Genomic DNA, 20696 nt, shown 5'->3' with positions numbered 1-20696 from the left:
GCGGAAGCCGGGCTATACGAAATTTAGAAAGTCTGATATGGATAGTGTTGCGTTAAGATAATATTCCCTTAGGGAAGGGCTTTCATGGCCGTCCACGTAATCGACACCACCAATCCGCTGCCGCCCGTTTATGGGGACGGCGAGACCGCGCTTTCGATAGGAAATGGCGACACGGTTTTCTTGGGCATCGGTGCCGAGATTGCGGCGCATGGCCGGAACGGCTGGGGGATTTTCGGCGGTACGGGCACCACGCTTTCGATCCAAGGACGCGTCTATAGTGCTTGGGAAACAGCCATCGCGGTTCATGGCACCATTACGATCGGTGCGACGGGGAGTGTCCACGGTCAGGACGACGGCATTCAGCTTTTGAATGATCCATTGCAAGGCAGGGCCAACATTCTCAACAACGCGGGGTCGATTTTTTCAGAGAATGGCTTCGCTGTCTGCCGCAACGGTCCAGTCAGCGTCATCACCAATTCGGGGACGATCAAAGGCGCGATCGGCATCTCCAGTTACTTTCCCAGCGCAAACGGCGGGAGCCTGACGATCTACAACACCGGTCTCATCAGCGGGATCTTCGGGGAAGCGATCGGCGGCGAGGTTGTTGGCCCGAACACCATCATCAATAGGGGCCGGATCGAGGGTGGCGTTTTCACCGGGAATGGAAATGATCTCTATGACGGACGCAACGGTTCGCATGACGGACAAACCCGCATGGGCGCCGGCAATGATAAATTCTACGGCGGTAATGATGGCGAGCGGATCTTCATGGGAGACGGTGACGATTTCATCGACGCTGGCGGCGGCGACGATTTTCTGTCAGGCAGCTCTGGAATCGACGTCGCGGTCTTCCATGGCAAGTTCTCGGATTATTCGATTCAGCAAGGCACCAACGGCCGATATCTCGTCACAGACAGCAACGCGTCGCGTGACGGCGCGGATGAACTTTATTTGGTCGAGTACCTCCAGTTCTCCGACCGCACCGTCGCGTTGACCACGCCAACCAATTCCGCCCCGACATCGATTGGACTGAGCGGCAAACTTGTCGATGGCGATGCGCCGGTCGGGACGATCGTGGCGCAGCTGAGCGGCTTCGATCCGAATGGGGATGCGCTCGGCTATTCGTTGGTGAGTAATCCCGGGGGGTATTTCCGCATTCGCGGTGACAAACTGATCGTCGATCGGGCCTTCACTGATCGGTCCGCCGATATCGTCATCACGGTTCGCGCCAGCGACCCGCATGGCGCGTCCCTCGATCAGAGCTTCACCATCGATGTCGACCCAGATGTCATTAGGCTCGACATTGACGACCCAATTATCATCGCGCCGGTTGCTCCGGCCTCCTTGACGCTGAAAGGCGGCAAACGCGCGGACGTGCTGAAGGGCGGGGCCGGGGACGACCGGCTCAATGGTGGGCTCGGCAAGGATGTGCTCACCGGCAATGCGGGCGACGACACCTTCATCTTCAGCGCCAAGCTCGGCGCGAAGAACGCCGACACGGTGCGCGATTTCGTGGCGGCGGACGATCAGTTCCAGCTTGCACACAAGGTCTTCGCCGGCATCGGTCTCGGCTTGTTGAAGAAGGGCGCCTTCGTCATCGGCAGCAAAGCGCTCGCCGCCGACGACCGCATCATCTTTAATGCCAAGAGCGGCGCGCTGTCCTACGACGCGGATGGCTCCGGCACCGACTACGCGGCGATCAAGTTTGCGCAGGTGAAGGCGGGGACGGTGCTCACGGCGGGCGATTTCTTCATCGTGTGAGACCAGGGCGCGCCTCGGTGGCGACATGGGCTGAATGAGCTCCGAGCCCAACCTGAACCGACGGATCACGCAGAGGCCCCGGCGCGATCCGGGGCGTTTTTGTTGCCGAAGCGGATGCGGCCAAGCGTAGCGCTTTGTCATTCCGGAGCCCGCAACCCGGCCTACACTTGGGCTTCAGGACAGAGCGGCAACCTCACCCCTTGTCCTGTAATATCCGCGCCTACAGGTTCCGGGCCCAAGCTTGCGGTCACCCGGGATGACGGCGGATTCCGGACGGGTTGTCGTCGCGCTCTCCCGGCTGGATCGCGGCCGCCGGAACAAACCCCGAGACGTCACGTTCCGATCCTCAACCGCCATGCTTTGCCCGAGGAGCGTGCGATGAGCGAAGTGGAACCGCGCAAGGGGATGCCGGACGTCAGCCTCGATCGGGACGAGTTTCAGAGGCGGTTCCTCAACCCGTTTGCCGACCCGGCCTTCGACCCTCTGCAAGAGGAGTTGGCGAAGATCGCCGCCGCCGCGTGGGATGCCTACAGCCACAGCCGCAAGAGCCCTCGGACCCGCAAGGCCGGCCCCGGCTTCGCCGATCCCGATTATGATCTTGCGGTGGACTGGATCGCCACGCGCGAGGCGATCGCTGGGGCGCAGGAGCGCCATGATGACGCCGCCGGGCCGCGCCGGATTCTCCTGATCAACGGATCGTCACGCAGCGAGCACACCTGTCCGGGCGAAATGTCCAAAAGCTATCGTCTGATGGAAATCGCCCGGCAGATTTTTAACGATGACCCGGGCTTCGAGACCGAAATTCTCGATCTCAGCCGGCTCGCCTCGCAATACGGCCGTCATATTCACCCCTGCAAGGCGTGCTTCTCGACGGCGGCGGCGCTCTGCCACTGGCCGTGCTCCTGCTATCCCAATTATTCGCTCGGCCAGACGCAGGACTGGATGAACGAGATCTATCCCATGTGGGTGGCGGCGCACGGCATCATGATCGTGACGCCGGTCAACTGGTATCAGGTTTCGTCCCCGCTGAAGCTGATGATGGACCGTCTCGTCTGCGCCGATGGTGGCAATCCTGACCCCACCGCGACCCACGGCAAGGACGCAAAGCGCGCCAAGGCGATCGAGCTCGAAGGATGGGATTATCCGCGCCATCTCGCCGGCCGATTGTTCTCCGTCATCGCCCACGGCGATACGGAGGGTGCCGAAAGGGTGCGCGCCTCTCTTGTCGATTGGCTAACGTCAATGGAGCTTGTCTCGGCGGGCGCCCGCGCCGAACTCGAGCGCTATATCGGCTATTGGAAACCCTATGCCACGAGCCACGCCGAGCTCGACGCGGACATGGCGGTCCAGGATGAAGTCCGCAACGCGGCGTGGACCTTGCGCGACGCGGTCGTTGCCCAACGGGATGGAAAACTCACGCAAGCGGGTGGTGCGCTTCACGATCCGCGCGCCAAATGACAGGCACCCCGGGAGCCGCGGCGCCTTGAAACCTGCTTACGGCCTATTTGGGCGCCGACTTCACCTCGGCATCCCATTTCTTCAAAAGGCGGGTGCGCTCGGCGACCGATCCGTATTTGGCGGTGTCGTAGTTGATGAGTTTCATCTCCGACAGCTTCGGTGCATCGGGCGAGATCGGCGCGTTCTTGTTGGATGGGATCGAATAGATCTTCAGGTCGGCGCCAACGAGTTTCTGAGCCTCGGCGGAGAGCGCCCAATCGACGAATTTCTGCGCCGCTTCGGTGTTCTTGCCGCCCTTGACGATGGAAGCCGAGCCGGTCTCGTAGCCGGTGCCTTCGCAAGGCGCGAAGGTTTTCACCGGTGCCCCGTCGGCGATCATCGTTACCATGTCGTGCATGAATGCGATGCCGATGGCGGTTTCACCAAGAGCCACCGCCTTCACGGGAGCTGCACCCGACTTGGTGTATTGGTTGACGTTCTTGTGCAGGGCTTTCATGTAGTCGAACGCCTTGTCCTCGCCCATGAGCTGGACCATCGAGGCGAGGAACACATAAGCGGTGCCGGACGAATTCGGGTCGGAGATCTGCACCTCGTCGCGGTATTTCGGATCGAGCAGATCGGCCCAGCATCTCGGCTCCGGCAGGCCACGGCTCTGCAACACCTTGGTGTTGTAGCCAACGCCGAGCGCGCCGAGATACGTGCCCGTGGAGCGATTGCCCGATTGCTCGGCGAAGCGCACGGCCCAGTCATAAAGCTGCGGTTGCATCGGCGACTTGTATTCGGCGGTTAATCCTTCCTCGGCGGCTTGGATATGCGAGTCGCCCGGGCCGCCCCACCAAATGTCGGCGCGTGGGTTCGACGCTTCGGCGCGGATCTGCGCCAGCGTCTCGCCGGTGCTCTTGCGCACCATCGTCACCTTCGTGCCCGATGCCTTCTCGAATGCCGCGACACCGACGCGGCATTGCTCCTCGAGAATGGAGCAATAGACGGTCAGCGGCGCTTGCGCCTGTGCGGCCGGCGGCGCGGCGCAAAGGGCTGTGGTGAGCGCGAGACCAACGAGCGATAGGCGCATTCCATCCTCCTGAGACGCTGCGCTGAGGGCGGCTTTTCCGTCAGGCGATCAAGGAGATTAGCCGGCTTGTTGTCAAGGTTCGAACCCCCCGATGCTTCGCAACAAAAAAAGGCCGGGCAATGGGGCCCGGCCAGTTCAGGGAGGAGGGGAGCAGGCGGGCCTACCAGCTGGTGAGGACCGCGCCCTTGAAGGTGTCCTCGACGAATTTCTTCACTTCGGGCGTGTGGTAGGATTCAACCAGAGCCTTCACCCACGGCTTGTCCTTGTCCTCCACGCGAACAGCGATGATGTTCACGTAAGGGCCCTTCGGATTTTCCCGCGTCAGCGCGTCCTTGACCGGATCGAGGCCGGCCTGCGTGGCGTAGTTGGTGTTGATGACGGCCGCGTCCACGTCGTCCAGAACGCGGGGTGCTTGCGCGGCGTCGATCTCGACGAATTTCAGCTTCTTGGCGTTCTCCGTAATGTCGATGATCGTCGGCTTGAAACCGACGCCGTCCTTCAGCTTCAGAGCGCCCTTGTCCTGCAACAGGAGAAGCGCGCGGCCGCCATTGGTCGGATCATTGGGGATGGCGATGGTGGCGCCGTTGGGGATCGCATCCCACGCCTTGTGCTTCTTCGAATAGATACCGATGGGAAAGTTGACGGTCAGCGCGACGGTCTCGATCTTGTAGCCGCGGTCGGTCTTCTGGTTGTCGAGATAGGGCTGATGCTGGAACGAATTCGCTTCGAGCTCGCCCGATGCGAGCGCCGCATTCGGCACCACGTAATCGGAGAATTCGGTGATCTTGAGATCGATGCCTTTCTTGGCGGCGATCGGCTTCACGGCTTCGAGAATCTGCGCGTGCGGGCCGGGCGTGACGCCGATGCGGACGGTTTGTGTTTGCGCAGCGGCGGGAAAGGCTGCGAGGGACAGCAGGGCAACGAGGCCGAGTTTCTTGGAGAACATCTTGTTTTTCCTTGTGGTGTTTTGAACGAGATCAGGCTTGACGCGCGCGCTTGTTGAGGTGGCGCGAGAGACGGTCGCCGAGGCTTTGCAGGGCCTGGACGAGAACGATCAGCACGACCACGACCGCGAGCATCATCTCGGGCATGAAACGCTGGTAGCCGTAGCGGATGCCAAGGTCGCCGAGGCCGCCGCCGCCCACCGCCCCGACCATGGCCGAGTAGCCGACGAGCGAAACCAGCGCGAGGGTGAGCCCGAGGACGATGGCCGGGAGCGCTTCCGGAATGAGCACCTTCAGCACGATCTGCAACGGGCTCGCGCCAAAGGCCCGGGCCGCTTCGATGAGGCCTTGGTCCACTTCGCGGATCGAGCCCTCGATCAGACGGGCGATGAAGGGTGTGGCGGCAACGGTCAGCGGCACGATCGCCGCATTGGTGCCGATCGAAGTGCCGGCGATCAGGCGCGTAAACGGAATGATTGCCACCACCAGAATGATGAACGGCGTCGATCGCGTCGCATTGACGATCGCACCAAGCACGCGGTTCACCCACGGTGCCGCGAACAATTCGCCCTTGCCGCTGGTGGCCAGAAAGACGCCGAGCGGCAGTCCGAGCAAGGTGCCGATGCCGGCAGCGATGGCGACCATGAGCAGGGTTTCGCCGGTGGCCGCGGCGATCAGGCGGATCATCTCAGGCGACATGGCCAAGCACCTCCGTGTCCAGGCCGTATTGCTTCAGGAATGTCAACGTCGGGCCGAGCGAGGCCTCCGGCACGCCGATGACGAGAATGCCGCACGGCCGGCCGGCGATCTCATCCACCGATCCGGCCAGAATGTTCGCCTCGATATCGAGATCGCGCGCGAGACGCGCCAGCACCGGGTCGGTCGCATGCGGTCCCCGAAAGCCGATGCGCAGGATCGCCTGGCCGCCGGCCACGGCCTCGGGCTGGATCCGGCTCGCCACATAGGCGGGGAGCGCGCGGCCGGTCTCGTCCGCCAGAAACGACCGGGTTACTTCGTGCTGCGGCCGCGTGAACACGTCGAACACGTTGCCCTTCTCGACGATCCGCCCGCCCTCGATCACCGCAACCTCGCGCGCAATGGACCGGATGACCGCCATTTCATGTGTGATCAGCAGGATGGTAAGCCCGAGTTCTGCGTTGATGCGGGCGAGCAAGTCGAGAATCGAGCGGGTGGTCTCGGGATCGAGCGCCGAGGTCGCCTCGTCCGACAACAGGACCTTGGGATTGGTTGCCAGCGCGCGGGCGATGCCGACGCGCTGCTTCTGCCCCCCTGAGAGTTCGGCCGGATAGCGGTTGTGCTTGTCGGAGAGGCCGACGAGCGCCAGCAATTCCCCGACCCGCGACTTGATCGCGGCCTTGTCGAATCCCGCGACTTCGAGCGGCAGGGCGATGTTGTCGGCCGCTGTGCGCGACGAGAGCAGGTTGAAATGCTGGAAGATCATGCCGATGGAACGGCGGGCATGGCGGAGGGCGGCCTCCGGCAAGGCCGCGATGTCCGCGCCGTCGACGATGACGCGGCCGGAACTCGGCTTCTCAAGCCCGTTCACGAGGCGAATGAGCGTGGACTTGCCGGCGCCGGAGCGGCCGATCACGCCGAGGACCGAGCCCTGCGGCACCGCCAGATCGATGCCCTCGAGCGCCGTGACCGGCGCGCCGTGACGACCGGCAAAGGTTTTTGATACGCCCTCGAGCCGGACAATCTGCTCGGCTGGCACCAATCGCTGGTGGCCCTGAGGGTCGAGATATCCAGTGGCGGCATTCATGTCGGCGGCACTTTCTCCGTGGACATCAGAAATGCTCCATTCTGTTCGTTTTGTCAACTATATCGTTCTTTTGATCGGATTGTTTGTTTTTACGAACGGGCGCTCGTCGCAACAAAGTGAAGTTTCGCCCTTATCTTCGCCATCTGGACGGGCAATGGCCCTGCGTGGTTGATAGTTTCGGCCCGGACCGACTAGAACCAGTGGCCGCCGTTCGGCGAAAGATTTTTGGGATTATCTGATGGTGAAGGCTAGCCTTGCGGCGGGACTTGCGGGTCTTGCTCTGTTTGCGCTCCGGTTCAGCGGCGTGCCTCTTTCGCTGCTCGTCCCGGCTTCGGTGCTGGGGCTTGGCGCAGCCTTATACCTTTCCGCCTCGATGCCGAAGTTCCTCAAGGTCTTCAACGGCGTTCTCGCGGGGGTCGAAGTCATCCTCGTGCTGATGATCCTCTTCGACGCCTTCGGGTGGATCTCGGAGGATCTTGCGGCTTATGTTCCGCCAGCCTCCATGCTGGCCGGCGGCACCATCTTCGCCTTCCTCATCTATGGCGTCTCGCGCATTCCGGTCATCCGCACCATCATGACCCTCGCGGATCGTTACTTCGACTCCCAGGCGATGAGCGAGATCAATGTCCCGCTGATCGGGACAGTCCGCGCTTCGGAAGGTAGGATCGGAACCGCGCTGCTCGCGGCGCTGGTGGCGCTCAACCTGTTTCAGGTCGCGCTCAGCGTCCGGCTCAACTTCTTCGGCCGCGACATGTTCAACGCGCTGCAGGTCAAGGACGGTCCGGCCTTCTGGTACCAGCTGTTCTGGATCTTCGTGCCGCTGGCGACGGTCTTTGTGTCGGTCGCGCTGGTCGAGATCGTCTCGCAATACGTGCTGCGTATCCGCTGGCGCTCGTTCCTCAACGGGCTCTACGTCAGCGAGTGGCTCGATGACGGCACGCACTACCGCATGCAGCTTGTCGGGCGCGAGGCGGACAACCCCGACCAGCGCATCGCCGACGACCTGCGCAATTACGTCGACCAGACCTACACCCTGTCGATCGGTTTGTTGAACCAATCGGCCACGCTGGTGTCGTTCGTCGCGATTCTTTGGACGTTGTCGCGAGATTTCACACTGCCGGGGACGGACATTCCGGTCCCGGGGCTGCTGGTCTGGGTCGCGATCCTTTATGCGCTCTTCGGCACATGGCTGACGCACGTGATAGGTCGGCCGCTGATCGGGCTCTACTTCCGGCAGGAGAAAGTGGAGGCGGATTACCGCTTCTCCCTCGCCCGGTTGCGCGAATACACCGAGCAGATCGCGCTTCTCGACGGCGAGGAGGCGGAGAAGCAGGCACTCGGGCGGCGCTTCGGCATGATCGTCGAGAACTTCATGCAGATCGTGCGGCGCGTCATGCATCTCACGATTTTCCAGTCGGCCTATTTTCAGGCCAACGTGGTGGTCCCCTACATCCTGACCGCGCCCTACTACTTCATCGACAAGATCACGCTGGGTCAGATGCAGCAGACGGTGGGCGCCTTCTCGAGCGTGCAGGGGGCGCTGACGTTCTTCATCACCTCCTACTCGACCATCGCGAGCTACAAGGCGGTGATCGACCGTCTCACGACCTTCGAGGCGGCGATCAGCGGCGTTCGTCGGGAATCCGGCAAGGGGGTTCAGGTGACGGAATCCGCCTCCACGGGGCCGGACCTACTGGTGTCGGATCTCGAGGTCGCGCTTCCGGACGGTCGCGCGTTGATGCGCGCCGACGACGTGAGCTTCAAGCATGGCGAGGCCACGCTCCTGACGGGTCCCTCGGGCTCGGGCAAGTCCACGCTTTTCCGCGCCATTTCGGGAATTTGGCCGTTCGGCAAGGGGGTGGTCGATGTTCCGGCGGGGCAGTCCATGATGCTGCTCCCGCAACGCCCCTATATCCCCATCGGGACCTTGCGCGCGGCCATCACCTATCCGGGCATGCACGGCGATTACGACGATGCGGCCATCAAGGCGGCGTTGACGGCGGCGAAACTGCCGGCGCTGGTCGACAAGCTCGATGAGGAGCGCGCTTGGGCGCAGACGCTCTCGCTCGGCGAACAGCAGCGTCTCGCCATTGCTCGCGCGCTTCTGGCAAAGCCCGATTGGCTGCTGCTCGACGAGGCGACGGCGGCGCTCGACGAGCCGACGGAAGCTGAAATCTACCTCGTGTTGAAGAAGACGCTGCCCGGAACCACGATCGTGTCGATCGGCCATCGCTCGACGCTGGCGGCGTTCCATGATCGCAGTATCGGCATGCAAAAGGGCGCGGACGGACTTTTCTCACCGGTCGAAAAGCGCGAGACCGCGGCTGCAAAATAGGCAGGTCCAAAAAAGCAAAAGGCGAAGCGATGATCCGCTTCGCCTTTTTAAACGCCGGCGCTCAGGAAAATCAGAGCGACCGCTCGAATTTCAATTCGCCGCTTTGGGTCTTGATGGTGAGGGTCGAACCGACGATGTCCCACTTGGCCGCGGTGCGCAGCGCAACGAGGAAGGCCTGTTCGGAGGCCATGGCGCTCTTGTCGCAGGCTTTCTTGGTGAGGGCGAACGGTCCGACGGCGAGACTTTGTTCGCGCAGCGGGTAGCTGGTCGCCGAATAGTTGTTGCAGCCCCCGAAGCCGCGGGCCCGAAGCTGGTCGTCCAGGGCGAAGGTCGGGCGTTCGCCGCTAAAAGCTTTGCCGTTCAAGCTTACCGCCACCCAGGTCGACCCGAGGGGGAAGATCTTGTCCTGCTGGCCGGGCTGAGGGACCTTGGTGTCCACCCCGCGCGTCGGTCCTGCGGGCCGACCGATAACCGTCGAACTCTGTGCGTAGGCTGCCGGCACGGCAGCAAAGGCGGCCAAGAGCGCCGCAAGGCGTAGCGCGTTCATCAGAACCTCATTCGTCGAAACGCCGGACCATAAGGGGGCTTTGCCGTAGAGGCAACGCCCCGGTCGGCTTTGTGGTACAGGCCGTGTTCAAGCACACATAAAATGAAGCCCGCATGAAAGGGGCCAAGCTCAACCGAGACGGCGCAGGAGCCGTTCCGTCAGGGCGTTGGTGGGGCGAAACAGATAGTCGAAGGTCCGCACGGTGATGTCCTGCGCGCCGAGCGCCTGCAGGCCGGCAACGATCTCGAATACGACCGCGTTGCGGCAATGAAGCACGACTTCCCGCCCCAAGGGATCGCCATAGGGCAGAGTGGCGTCGAACTCGCGCAGGAGCGCGGGGAGCGAGGACGCGCGGGCCGGATCGAGGCTGGCGCGCACCTCGCGGCTGGTGCGGGCCTCTTCCTCGGCCGCAATGCGGGTCAGCACGGCAGTGGCGGCCCGCCGCGCGCGAGGGGACCAGGGCGCCCGCGTCGAGGCAACGAGATTGGCCTCGGAGCGCAGGATCAGGCCATCGTCGAGAATCTTCAGCGCGTTGGCCGCGAGCGTCGCGCCGGTGGTGGTAATGTCCACGACCAGCTCGGCCGAACCTGCACCCGGCGCCCCTTCGGTCGCTCCGAGGCTCTCGACGATCCGGTAATCGGCGACGCCTTTTTCGGCGAAGAACCGGCGGGTCAGATTCAGATATTTCGTCGCCACCCGCATCTTGCGGCCCTGACGGACGCGAAGATCGGCCGCGACCTCTTCGAGATCGGCCATGTTGCGCACATCGATCCAGGCCTGCGGCACCGCCACGATCACGTTGGCGTGGCCGAAGCCCAAAGGCGTCAGCATCTCGACCGCCACGTCGGCATCGGGGATCTGCTCGCGGATCAGATCTTCCCCCGTGATGCCCAGATGCGCGGCGCCGGTGGCGAGTTGGTTGACGATCTCGGAGGCCGACACGAAGGCGACCTCCACGTCGGGAACCCCCTTGAGGGTGCCGCGATAATCGAGCGCCCCGCGTGATTGCGCGAACACAAGACCGGCGCGGGCGAAGAACGCCGCCGCGTTTTCCTGAAGCCGCCCCTTGGACGGTACGGCCAGGATGAGAGGGGATTCGGTCATCTGGGCATTTCCACGATGCGGTCGAGCCAGAACGAGCAGCCGACCGCCGCGATGGGGGCTTTGGCGCCAAGGTGCTGGAGAAGGCCATCGTAACGACCGCCGCCGACGATCGGCTTGCCGTCCGTGCGGCGCGGATCCTGCACCTCGAAGATGAAGCCCGTATAGTAATCGAGATTGCGCGCGAACGCGGCCGAGAACGAGAAGCGCTCGACGTCGAGGCCGCGCGCCGCCATGAAGCCGGTGCGTTCCTCGAATGCCCGCAACGGCGCGTTCAGGTCAAGGCCGGTCGCTTGGGCCAGATCGCCGATGGCGAGCGCCGCCTGATCGGGATCGCCCGAAATCGCGAGATAGCGCTCGATCACCATCCTCGATTCGTCCGGCAATCCGGTCCGGTTGGCGGCCCGGGCAAGGAAGCGCTCGGCGATCTCGCCAGCGCTCCGGCCGCCGACGCGGGCGATGCCCGCGATCGACAGGATGTCCTCGACGAAGGCCTTGGCGGCGTGCGGGGCCTGGCCCTCGATGGCAGCCAGCAACCCGGCGTGCCCGATCTGGCTCTGCCCCTCGGTATCCGTCAGGCTATCGAGCCCTTGGCCCGAGACGATGGCGCGGATGACCCGTCGTCTAGCCGCGGGAGGAATACCGAGCGCCTCGATGAGCGCATTGAGCAATCCCATATCGCCGAGCTTGACCGTAGGCGACGGGGTCAGGCCCAGATGCTCCAGGCCTTCCAGTGCGACGCCGAGGATTTCCGCATCGGCGGCGGACGCATCCGGGCGGCCGATGGATTCGAGGCCGGCCTGCATGAATTCGCCGCTCTCGCCGGGCCGCATCCGAAACACGGGCCCGCCATAGCTGTAGCCGGCCGGCTCCGCGCCGTGGGTATGGAGATGCTGAAGACAGACGGGAATCGTGTATTCGGGCCGCAGGCACAGTTCGGCCCCGGAGGCGTCCTGCGTCACGAACATGCGGCGGCGGATGTCCTCGCCGGACAGATCCACGAACACGTCGGCCGGCTGCAGCACGGCCGGCTCGACCCGCGCATATCCCTCACGCTCGAAAAGCGTGATCAGCGCAACAATGGCATCCGTCTCCGTCACTGGCGTCGCTCTGGTCCTTTATCCGGCATGCTCTCTAGCAACGCTTTGCCGGGAAGGCGACCGTTTTCGGAAAGCAGGGTGAACGGAGGGATCCTCGGCGGATCAGGTCTCGGCAATCGTGTGCGCGGCGGACGTCTTGCGCGCGGCGGCCTTGCGCTTCTTCGGCGTCGCCGAACCTGCAGCCGGCTTCGGCTTGGGGGTTGCGCGGCGACGGGCTGCCTCCGGACGGGTCTCCGCGGGCTTTTGATCGTCGGCCAGAAGCGAGGCGGGGAGGAAATGGCGAGCCGCATCCGTGACCACATTGGCGACCGCGCCGGCCGCGGTCTGGACGGCGTCCCGTGCTGCGTCCTTCGCCGCCGTGCCGGCATCGGCAGCAGCCACTCCGGCCTTCTTGCCGCTGCGGCTCTTGGTGAGCGCGACCGCGGCGGCGCCGGCTGCCGCAACGAGGACGTCGGCCAGAATCTCGCGGCCAAGATCCGAGTTCATCAGTTCCTTGATCGGACCGAAATTGCGAAAGGCCTTGGACAGTTTCGCGCCGGAATCCTTCTTTTTGGATTTCCCGCCGGTCTTCTTCGTATCCGTCTTGGCTTTCGGCACGATGTCTCTCCTGATGGTCAAGCTTGCATATCAACAGGCAGGACCGCCCTTCGGTTCCACCACGACCGGCGAGAAGTGAAAGCGCTCGATCTTAGAGCCTGATCCGGCGAAGTGGCTACCGGTTCGCCGAAAGATCATGCGCCAAAACAAAGAGATAGAGCCGGATCAGATTCGAAGAAACGGAATCCGACTCTAGCCGAAATGGCGGGACAGGACGTCCCGCACCGCGTCCACCAGCTTGTCCTCGGCCACCGAAAACTGTGCCGGGCGGGCGGCTTTCCATTCGGCGTTGGAGCCCATGGCCGCGGCCGCCTTCGCACCCTCGATCAGGTCTTTGATCTCGACCTCGCCGCGCTCGCGCTCGTTCGAGCCCTGAATGATGACGCAAGGGCTGTTGCGCTTGTCGGCATACTTCATCTGCGCCTTCATGCCCGACGAGCCGAGATAGAATTCCGCCCGGATGCCGGCCTTGCGCAAGGTCGAGACCATGCGCTGATAGGAGGCGACCTGGTCCTTGTCCATGACGAGCACCACCACCGGGCCCGGCTGCTCGCTGCCCGAGACGATGGGACTTTTGACCGCCTTCAGGGCCGAGAATAGGCGCGACACGCCAATGGAGAAGCCTGTCGCCGGAACCGGCTCCGGCCGGAAACGGCCGACCAGCCCGTCATACCGCCCGCCACCGCCGACCGAGCCGAAACGGACCGGACGTCCGTCCTCGTCCTGAACCTGGAAGGTCAGCTCGGCCTCATAGACGGGGCCGGTGTAATATTCGAGGCCGCGGACCACGGAGGGGTCGATGATGACGCGATCGGCATAGCCGGAGGTCTCGACAAGGGCTGCGATCTCCGCCAACTCCGTCGCTCCTTCCTCGCCCCGGGCCGATCCGCTCACCACCTTGCGGAGGTTTTCAATGGTCTCGGCGCCGGTCGCGCCCTGCGCTTGGGTGAAGGCGAGGACACGTTCGGTCGCTGCGGGAGAGAGCCCGGCTCCTTTGGTGAAGTCGCCACTTTCGTCCTTGCGGCCTTCCCCGAGCAACTGGGCGACCCCGTCGGCGCCAAGCCGGTCCAGCTTGTCGATGGCGCGCAGCACGGTGAGCCGCTGCCCAGCTTGGCCTTCGCCCGCGATGCCGATGGCTTCGAGCACGCCGTCGAGCACCTTCCGGTTGTTGATCTTGATGACGTACTGACCCGCGAGCCCGAGGTTGTCGAGCGTGTCCGCCGCCATCATGCACATCTCGGCATCGGCCGCGACTGAAGCCGAGCCCACCGTATCGGCGTCGAACTGCATGAACTGGCGGAAGCGGCCCGGTCCCGGCTTTTCGTTGCGGAAGACCCAGCCGGCGCGGTAGCTGCGATAGGGCTTCGGCAGCGCGTCGAAATTCTCCGCCACGAAGCGCGCCAGCGGCGCCGTCAGATCATAGCGCAGCGACAGCCATTGCTCGTCGTCGTCCTGGAACGAGAACACGCCTTCGTTCGGCCGATCCTGATCCGGCAGGAACTTGCCCAGCGCTTCGGTATATTCGACGAACGATGTCTCGACGCCGTCGAACCCGTAAAGCTCGAAGGTCTCGCGGATCTTGGCGAGCATCCGCTCGGAGGCGGCAAGATCGGCCGGGCCGCGATCGGCGAAGCCGCGCGGCGCGCGAGCCTTGATTGTGTCGGCTTTGGACATGTTCGGGGTGGCCGTTTCTTTTCAACAAAAGAGCATGCCGCGTCCTACCCCGCGAAGCCAAGGGGAGCAAGCGTTGCGGCCGAGCGCTCCTGGAGACGCCTCGTCCTTCGAGATGCCCGCTACGCGTCCCTCAGGATGAGCTATGGGGTCGGCGAAAACAATGCGGTCCCGCGTGTCCCACCTCATCCTGAGGAGGCCGCAGGCCGTCTCGAAGGATCCTCCAGCGGTCACTGGAGACGCCTCGTCCTTCGAGACAGCGCTGTCGCGCTTCCTCACGAGGAGACTATGGGACCACGTTCCTCATCCTGAGAGACCCCTACGCGACCGCGCGGATCACCTTCGCGAGCTTGTCGGCAATTTCGCCGATCTGTTCCTCGGTGACGATGAGCGGCGGCGACAGCGCCAGGGTGTCTCCGGTGATGCGCATCATGAGGCCTTCGTTGAATCCCCGGTCCATTGCCTCGAAGGCGCGCGCGCCGACCGCATCCGGGCGGGACGCGAGGTCGATGGCGCCTACCAGCCCGATAGTGCGGATATCGAGGACGTTCGGCAGGTCCTTCAGGCCGTGGATCGCATCGGCCCAGATCGGCTCCAGGGTCTTGGCGCGCTCGAACAGCTTTTCGTCGCGATAGATATCCTGGGCTGCCAGGGCCGACGCGCAGGCGAGCGGATGGCCCGAATACGTATAGCCGTGGAACAGTTCGATCATGTTCTCCGGGCCCTTCATGAAGGCGTCGTAGAGGCCCTTGCGGACAACGACGCCGCCCATCGGCACGGTGCCCGAATTGACGCCCTTGGCGAAGGTGATCATGTCCGGGATGACGCCGTAACGCTCGGCCGCGAAGGCGGTGCCGAGGCGTCCGAAGCCGGTAATGACCTCGTCGAAGATCAGCAGGATGCCGTATTTGTCGCAAATCTGGCGCAGGCGCTGGAGATAACCCTTCGGCGGCGGCAGCACGCCGGTGGAACCCGCCATCGGCTCGACGATCACGGCCGCAATGGTGGAAGCGTCATGAAGCGCAACAATGCGCTCGAGATCGTCCGCCAGATGCGCGCCCCATTCCGGCTCGCCGCGCGAAAAGGCCTGTTCGGCGCGGTTATAGGTATGCGGCAGGTGATCGACGCCGGCCAGCAGGGTGCCGAAGAACTGGCGGTTCTTGACGATGCCGCCGACCGAGATGCCGCCGAAGCCGACACCGTGATAGCCGCGCTCGCGGCCGATGAGCCGCGTGCGGCTGCCCTGGCCGGTGACGTTCCAATAGGCCAGCGCGATCTTCAGCGCGGTGTCGGCGGCCTCAGAGCCGGAATTGCAGAAGAACACATGGTCGAGATCGCCGGGCGCCAGCTGGGCGATGCGGGACGCGATCGCGAAACCGCCCGAATGACCGAACTGGAAGGCCGGCGAATAATCGAGTTCGGCCGCCTGTTTTTGGATTGCGGCCGTGATCTCGTCCCGGTTATGGCCCGCATTGCAGCACCACAAACCTGCCGCGCCATCGATGACCTCCCGGCCCTCGGGCGTGTAATAGTACATGCCCTTGGCGCGAGCGATCATGCGCGGGCGCTGCTTGAAGGAGCGGTTGGCCGTAAACGGAAGCCACCAAGCATCGAGATCGTTAGGGGCGGCGATGTCGTTGGCGGCGCGAGCTGAATGGGCGGTCATGTCGGTCCCTGGTCAGAATGGTGTCCATTCCGACCGTATCAGCCGTTTCGGGCGGCCGCAAAAGAAGTCTGCGCTCGCCTGTTCAAGAGGCTCATGCGGCGCCCGCAAATCGTGTGAAAAGGCGGTTTACGTAAGGCGCGACTCTTGCGATCGCAGCCGCCGTCGGACAACATCGTCACAACGGTGATTCGCCGGTCTTTCCAAGGGGAAAGCCGAACCACGGGACCGGGGACACCCATGGTTGAAACAGTCAGACATCGCAAATGGCTCGAAACGGGTGAAGCCAGGCTGGTCGCAGGCGGATTGACCGCCGCTGCCGCGCTCGTCGTGATCGCCTATGCGACCGAGATTGCCGCGGCAACGGTCGCGCTCATGCTGTTTCATGTGGCGGCTCTCACGGCCCTGGCAGCAGCGTGGCAAAAGGCCGGTGCGGCGGCAAAAAACGCGCTTCGGAATTCTCAGGAACTCGATTTTCTAGCCAGCCGCTTGCTGCGTCTGGAGCAGCAGGCGCGCATGCCGAACCCCGGCTCTCCCGTGCTGCGCTCGACCATGGCCGAGGTGACGGGCACGGTGGGTCTTCTGGGTGGCGTGGTGCGCGAACTTGCCCGCAACGTCGCGGCCCAGCACCGCGACGTGTCGGATCTCAAGGACAGCCTGCAGCTTTCGCCCAAGGATGGGGAGGCAGAACGCCCCTCCCTGAAGATCGTCCCCGAGCGCCGAGCGGCGGCGACAGCCGCCCCACAGATCGCCCTCCAGCCCGATCCGTCGCTCCTGCCGGTTCGCCCCGCGGAGAGCGAGAGCGAGATTCGGCGCACACGATTGGTCACCCAGGCGTTCGAGGCGGATCGGGTCGAGCTGCATCTGCAGCCGGTCGTTGCGCTGCCGCAGCGCAAGGTGCGCTTTTACGAAGCGCTGGCCCGCCTGCGGCTCGAAGACGGCACCCTTCTGGCTCCGGCCGAGTTTCTGTCGCATCTCGAACGGCTCGGCCGCGCGCCGGAATTCGACCGCCGCGTCCTGACACGCGCCATCGCGGTCGCGCGCCACCTCGTGGCCCGCCGCAGCGAAGCGATCGTGGCGGTCAATCTGTCGCCTCGCTCGGTCAGGGATGCGGGTTTCCTCGACTCTCTCATGGCGCTCGCCGCGTCCGCGCCGGATATCGCCGGCAAGATCGTGCTCGAATTGTCGCAACGCTGCTGGCGCAGTCTCGATGGCGACCAGAAGGAAGCGTTCTCAGGCCTGGGGAATCGCGGCCTGTCGTTGTCCCTCGATCAGGCGCCGGATCTGGCGTTCGACGCCCGCGCCCTCTCGGATCGCGGAATCCGCTTCCTCAAGCTGCCGGCCGACATGCTGATTGCCACGGCTGCTGCCGACAACGAAGCCGAAATCAGCGTGCGCGATTTCGCCGTCACCCTGCGCCGGGCAGGCATCAAGCTGATCGCGGACCGGGTCGAGCATGAAGACATGGTGCCGACCCTCATCGACCTCTGCATCCCGCTGGCCCAGGGTTTCGTCTTCGCACCCCCGCGCGCGGTTCGCGCCGAGGTGCTTGAAGCGGGGCAGGTCGGGCCCTCCGATCTTCGCCGCGCCGGTTGACTCGGCGGCGCCAAGAGCCTACCCGCCCGGCTGAAACAGCCAGCGAGATGTCATGACCGCCCCCTTTCGCCCCGCGCTTGTCGAGGGCCTGCAGCCCTTGGCCAACCGCTACGACCTCGTGCTCTGCGATATCTGGGGCGTGCTGCATAACGGCGTGAAGGCCTATGAGGCCGCGGGCGAAGCGCTGACGCGGTTTCGCGGCGGCGGCGGTCACGTCGTCCTGGTGTCCAACGCGCCGCGCCCGGGCGCTTCTGTCGCCACGCAGCTCGATGGGTTCGGCATTCCTCGATCCGCCTACGATGCCATCGTGACATCCGGCGATCTGACCCGGCTTGCCATTGAGGAGCGGCTGCGACAGGTGGTGCACCACATCGGCCCGCAACGCGACTTGCCGATGTTTGCCGACCTCGGCATCCGCTTCGGCACCATCGAGGAGGCGGATTACGTCGTCTGTACCGGGTTGGAAAACGACGAACGGGAGACCGCCGCAGACTACCTGCTCCGGCTCGAGGCCATGTTGCGGCGTAATCTGCTGATGATTTGCGCCAACCCGGACCTGCTCGTCGAGCGTGGCCACATGATCATCCCCTGCGCGGGGGCGATCGGGCTTGCCTACGAAGAATTGGGCGGGCCGGTCTATTATGCGGGCAAGCCGCACGTTCCGATCTATGAGCGCGCTGTCGCAAAGGCCGCCGCGCTTGCCGGACACGAGATCGCGAAATCGCGCGTGCTGGCGATCGGCGACGCGATCCGCACGGATATTGCGGGTGCCGTCGCATTCGGGATCGACTCGCTCCTGATCGCCCGCGGCATTCACGCCGAGGAACTCAACCTGCATCAGGGCGCGCTGGTATCGCAACATGTGCAGGATTGGGTGGATCGCCAAGCGGCGCGGCCGCAGGCGATCACCACCACCCTGTCCTGGGCGGCATAAACGCCGTCGCTTGACCTCCGGGCGGGTTTTCGACACGGTCGCGGCCGCTGAGGCACCTGATTTCAATCCATGCTGCAGAATCCGCTTTCGCCGAATTCGCCCACATTCTCCGTCTGCCGTGACGGCGAACCGGTGCCGCCGCGTCTCGTGGGCGCGGTCGCGGCGATCGGCAATTTCGACGGCGTTCATCGCGGGCACCAGCAGCTGATCCGCTTGACGCTGGGGTTGAAACGCCCCAGCGCCGTTTTGACTTTCGAGCCGCATCCCCGCTCATTCTTCCAGCCCGACAAGCCGATGTTCCGCCTGACGCCGGAACCCATCAAACTGGCGATCCTCGCGCGCTTGGGTTTGTCGGGGGTGTTCGTGCGCGCCTTCGATCGCGAATTCGCCGCACTGGACGCGGAAGGCTTTGTCGATCTGCTGGCCCGGGACCTCAAATTGTCGGGCGTGATGATCGGTTACGATTTTCACTTCGGCCACGGCCGGACCGGAACACCCGCCATCATGCGCCACCTGTGCGGCGCGCGCGGTCTCGACTGCCATGTGGCGCCTGCGGTGACCGAGGGCACGGAGCCGGTGTCGTCCAGCGCGATCCGCCAGGCGTTGGAGGAGGGTCGGATCGGCGAGGCAAACCGGCTGCTCGGCTACCGCTGGTTCGTTCGGGCCGAGGTCCGGCATGGCGAGAAGCGCGGGCGCGAACTCGGCTACCCGACCGCCAACATGCGCCTTCCCGAGGATTGCCGCCTACGCCACGGCATCTATGCGGTCCGGGCATGCGTGGACGGGGCCCTCATCGACGGGGTGGCGAGCTTCGGGCGGCGGCCGACTTTCGACAATGGCGCACCGCTCCTGGAGGTCCACCTCTTCGACTATGCGGGAGATCTTTACGGCCGCGAGATCGACGTGGAATTCGCAGGCTGGATCCGCGGTGAGGAAAAGTTCGACGGGATCGAGCCCCTCATCGCGCGGATGGATCTGGACGCGCGGGAGGCGAGGGCGATCCTGGCGCGCGACAGCACCCTCTCGATGATCGGCTGATCAGGCGGCCGGCTTCAGCGCCCGCGCCGCCATCGCATACCCGCCCATGGCGCCGTCGACGAAATGGATATGGTCGCTGCGCGTGGCCGAGGGGACGAAGCAGGTCATGAGCGCGGCGTCCTGCCGGTGCATGCCATAGCGGGCGATGCCCCTCTGTTCGGCGTCGATCAGGAGCCGCTCCAGATCGTCGGCCAATGCGGGCGTGCAATCGAGCGTCATGCGCAGGCCGTCGTCGAACTTGCGGAAATCGGTGTTGTCGACGAGCTGCTGGCGGTAGGTCGTGGGATCGAACGTGCCGACGCGGCGATTCGACTTGAAGATCGCGAAGGAGATCAGCCTTCTGACGGCGAGTCGCGTCGCGGCCATAAGTCCCGGATTCTGCAGCGTCTTCTTCTCGATATCGAAGCCCCTGAACGGCGAGAGCATCGACGGTCCGCCATCGGGAACCGGGCGGCTCGCTCCGTTGCGCCCTTCGGCCAGCCGCAGCACGTCGCCGATCAAGTGGTTGAAGTCCGCCTGATCCACGTTGGGCGAGGCCGGGATCGCGATCAGCGAAAGGATCAACCCGTTCTCGGCCCTGATTTCCTCGAAGCGGCAGGAGAGGCCATTGAGGTCGGGCCGTGCGCCGCGCGGGGCCGGTGCCACGGCAAACTCCCCGGCCTTCATCTGGCGCTCTGCGTAAGCCAAGCCGCCGCCCGTGAACATCGCGTAGGAAACGTTGGGCGATGGGGCGAACCGCGCCACCTGAACGTCGAGGCCCCGTGCGCGCAACTCGTCGACCGAGACGAGGGCGACCCGCAATTCGAGGCTGAATTCATCGCGCACCCAGCCCGCCACGTTGGCGAGAGCCTCGGCCGCCAGCGGTCGAAGCTCCGGCGGCAGGGCGAAGCCGGCGCCATCGCCACCGAAGACGAACGGGAAGTCGTGATTTTTCAAGGCGTTGGCAACAGCGACGATCACCGCGGCCGCCGCCGTGTTGACGACCTTGTACCGCCCGGCCTCGATGGCAGCCGTCGATCGCACGATGTCGGAGGTGCCGATCAGCCACCCGGCTGGCAGCGCCGTGTAGATCGAGGGGTCGGTCAGGTTTTCAAAG

Annotated in this window: 17 protein-coding genes; 6 read left to right on the top strand and 11 right to left on the bottom strand. The window is 64.3% G+C overall.

Going from position 1 to position 20696, the window contains the following annotated elements; all coding sequences use genetic code 11:
- Window positions 1-84: 84 nt before the first annotated feature.
- Together FEZ63_RS23485 and FEZ63_RS23480 are read left to right on the top strand one after the other, a co-directional pair.
- Window positions 85-1761, top strand: a complete 1677-nt coding sequence (locus FEZ63_RS23485; protein ID WP_150949616.1) for a calcium-binding protein — start codon at window positions 85-87, stop codon at window positions 1759-1761.
- A gap of 378 nt (window positions 1762-2139) precedes the next feature.
- Window positions 2140-3219, top strand: coding sequence for a flavodoxin family protein (locus tag FEZ63_RS23480; protein WP_150949614.1), 1080 nt, complete (start codon window positions 2140-2142; stop codon window positions 3217-3219).
- A gap of 43 nt (window positions 3220-3262) precedes the next feature.
- On the opposite strand, the gene FEZ63_RS23475 is transcribed toward FEZ63_RS23480, so the two are convergent.
- The 4 genes from FEZ63_RS23475 to FEZ63_RS23460 all read right to left on the bottom strand — a co-directional run bounded on the left by FEZ63_RS23475 (window position 3263) and on the right by FEZ63_RS23460 (window position 7018).
- Window positions 3263-4291 carry an ABC transporter substrate-binding protein gene (locus tag FEZ63_RS23475; RefSeq protein ID WP_150949612.1) on the bottom strand — a complete coding sequence of 343 codons (1029 nt, stop codon included), beginning with the start codon at window positions 4289-4291 and terminating at the stop codon, window positions 3263-3265.
- A 160-nt stretch (window positions 4292-4451) separates the two neighbouring features.
- A complete protein-coding gene (locus FEZ63_RS23470) occupies window positions 4452-5237 on the bottom strand; it encodes a MetQ/NlpA family ABC transporter substrate-binding protein (protein ID WP_150949609.1) in 786 nt (261 codons plus the stop codon).
- A 31-nt stretch (window positions 5238-5268) separates the two neighbouring features.
- A complete protein-coding gene (locus FEZ63_RS23465; RefSeq protein WP_150949607.1) occupies window positions 5269-5934 on the bottom strand; it encodes a methionine ABC transporter permease in 666 nt (221 codons plus the stop codon).
- Entirely contained in the window at window positions 5924-7018 is a 1095-nt protein-coding gene (locus FEZ63_RS23460) for a methionine ABC transporter ATP-binding protein (RefSeq protein ID WP_150949605.1), read from the bottom strand. Before FEZ63_RS23460 ends, FEZ63_RS23465 begins: the two co-directional genes overlap by 11 nt.
- A gap of 238 nt (window positions 7019-7256) precedes the next feature.
- Between FEZ63_RS23460 and FEZ63_RS23455 the strand changes: the two genes are divergently transcribed.
- The gene (locus FEZ63_RS23455) at window positions 7257-9353 is read left to right on the top strand and encodes an ABC transporter ATP-binding protein/permease (RefSeq protein ID WP_150949603.1); all 2097 of its coding nucleotides are present in this window, start codon (window positions 7257-7259) and stop codon (window positions 9351-9353) included.
- A 70-nt stretch (window positions 9354-9423) separates the two neighbouring features.
- On the opposite strand, the gene FEZ63_RS23450 is transcribed toward FEZ63_RS23455, so the two are convergent.
- The 6 genes from FEZ63_RS23450 to aptA form a co-directional block, all read right to left on the bottom strand.
- Window positions 9424-9900 (bottom strand): META domain-containing protein, encoded by a 477-nt coding sequence (locus tag FEZ63_RS23450; RefSeq protein WP_150949601.1) that lies wholly within the window; start codon window positions 9898-9900, stop codon window positions 9424-9426.
- Window positions 9901-10029: 129 nt separating this feature from the next.
- Window positions 10030-11004 carry an ATP phosphoribosyltransferase gene (gene hisG, locus FEZ63_RS23445; RefSeq protein ID WP_150949599.1) on the bottom strand — a complete coding sequence of 325 codons (975 nt, stop codon included), beginning with the start codon at window positions 11002-11004 and terminating at the stop codon, window positions 10030-10032.
- Window positions 11001-12101 (bottom strand): ATP phosphoribosyltransferase regulatory subunit, encoded by a 1101-nt coding sequence (locus FEZ63_RS23440; protein WP_150949597.1) that lies wholly within the window; start codon window positions 12099-12101, stop codon window positions 11001-11003. The genes hisG and FEZ63_RS23440 overlap by 4 nt, the downstream gene beginning before the upstream one ends.
- 102 nt (window positions 12102-12203) lie before the next feature.
- Entirely contained in the window at window positions 12204-12698 is a 495-nt protein-coding gene (locus tag FEZ63_RS23435; protein ID WP_150949596.1) for a hypothetical protein, read from the bottom strand.
- A gap of 192 nt (window positions 12699-12890) precedes the next feature.
- Complete coding sequence (gene hisS / locus FEZ63_RS23430) at window positions 12891-14372, bottom strand: histidine--tRNA ligase (protein WP_150949593.1); 1482 nt, start codon at window positions 14370-14372, stop codon at window positions 12891-12893.
- A 316-nt stretch (window positions 14373-14688) separates the two neighbouring features.
- Entirely contained in the window at window positions 14689-16035 is a 1347-nt protein-coding gene (gene aptA / locus FEZ63_RS23425) for an omega-aminotransferase AptA (RefSeq protein ID WP_150949591.1), read from the bottom strand.
- A gap of 237 nt (window positions 16036-16272) precedes the next feature.
- On the opposite strand from aptA, the gene FEZ63_RS23420 reads away from it, so the two are divergent.
- From FEZ63_RS23420 to FEZ63_RS23410, 3 genes are all read left to right on the top strand, one after another.
- Window positions 16273-17628 (top strand): EAL domain-containing protein, encoded by a 1356-nt coding sequence (locus tag FEZ63_RS23420; protein WP_150949589.1) that lies wholly within the window; start codon window positions 16273-16275, stop codon window positions 17626-17628.
- Between the two features lie 52 nt (window positions 17629-17680).
- Complete coding sequence (locus tag FEZ63_RS23415; RefSeq protein WP_150949587.1) at window positions 17681-18562, top strand: TIGR01459 family HAD-type hydrolase; 882 nt, start codon at window positions 17681-17683, stop codon at window positions 18560-18562.
- A 69-nt stretch (window positions 18563-18631) separates the two neighbouring features.
- The gene (locus FEZ63_RS23410; RefSeq protein ID WP_150949585.1) at window positions 18632-19600 is read left to right on the top strand and encodes a bifunctional riboflavin kinase/FAD synthetase; all 969 of its coding nucleotides are present in this window, start codon (window positions 18632-18634) and stop codon (window positions 19598-19600) included.
- Here the strand turns inward: FEZ63_RS23410 and FEZ63_RS23405 are convergent.
- Window positions 19601-20696: DUF3095 domain-containing protein (locus FEZ63_RS23405; RefSeq protein WP_150949583.1), on the bottom strand; the 1096-nt coding region annotated here is incomplete at its 5' end.

Origin of the sequence: Microvirga brassicacearum, from assembly GCF_008757455.1 — a bacterium.
GTDB lineage: Bacteria > Pseudomonadota > Alphaproteobacteria > Rhizobiales > Beijerinckiaceae > Microvirga > Microvirga brassicacearum.
Note: the sequence above shows the minus strand (reverse complement) of the source record. Positions and strands in the feature narration are given on the sequence as shown.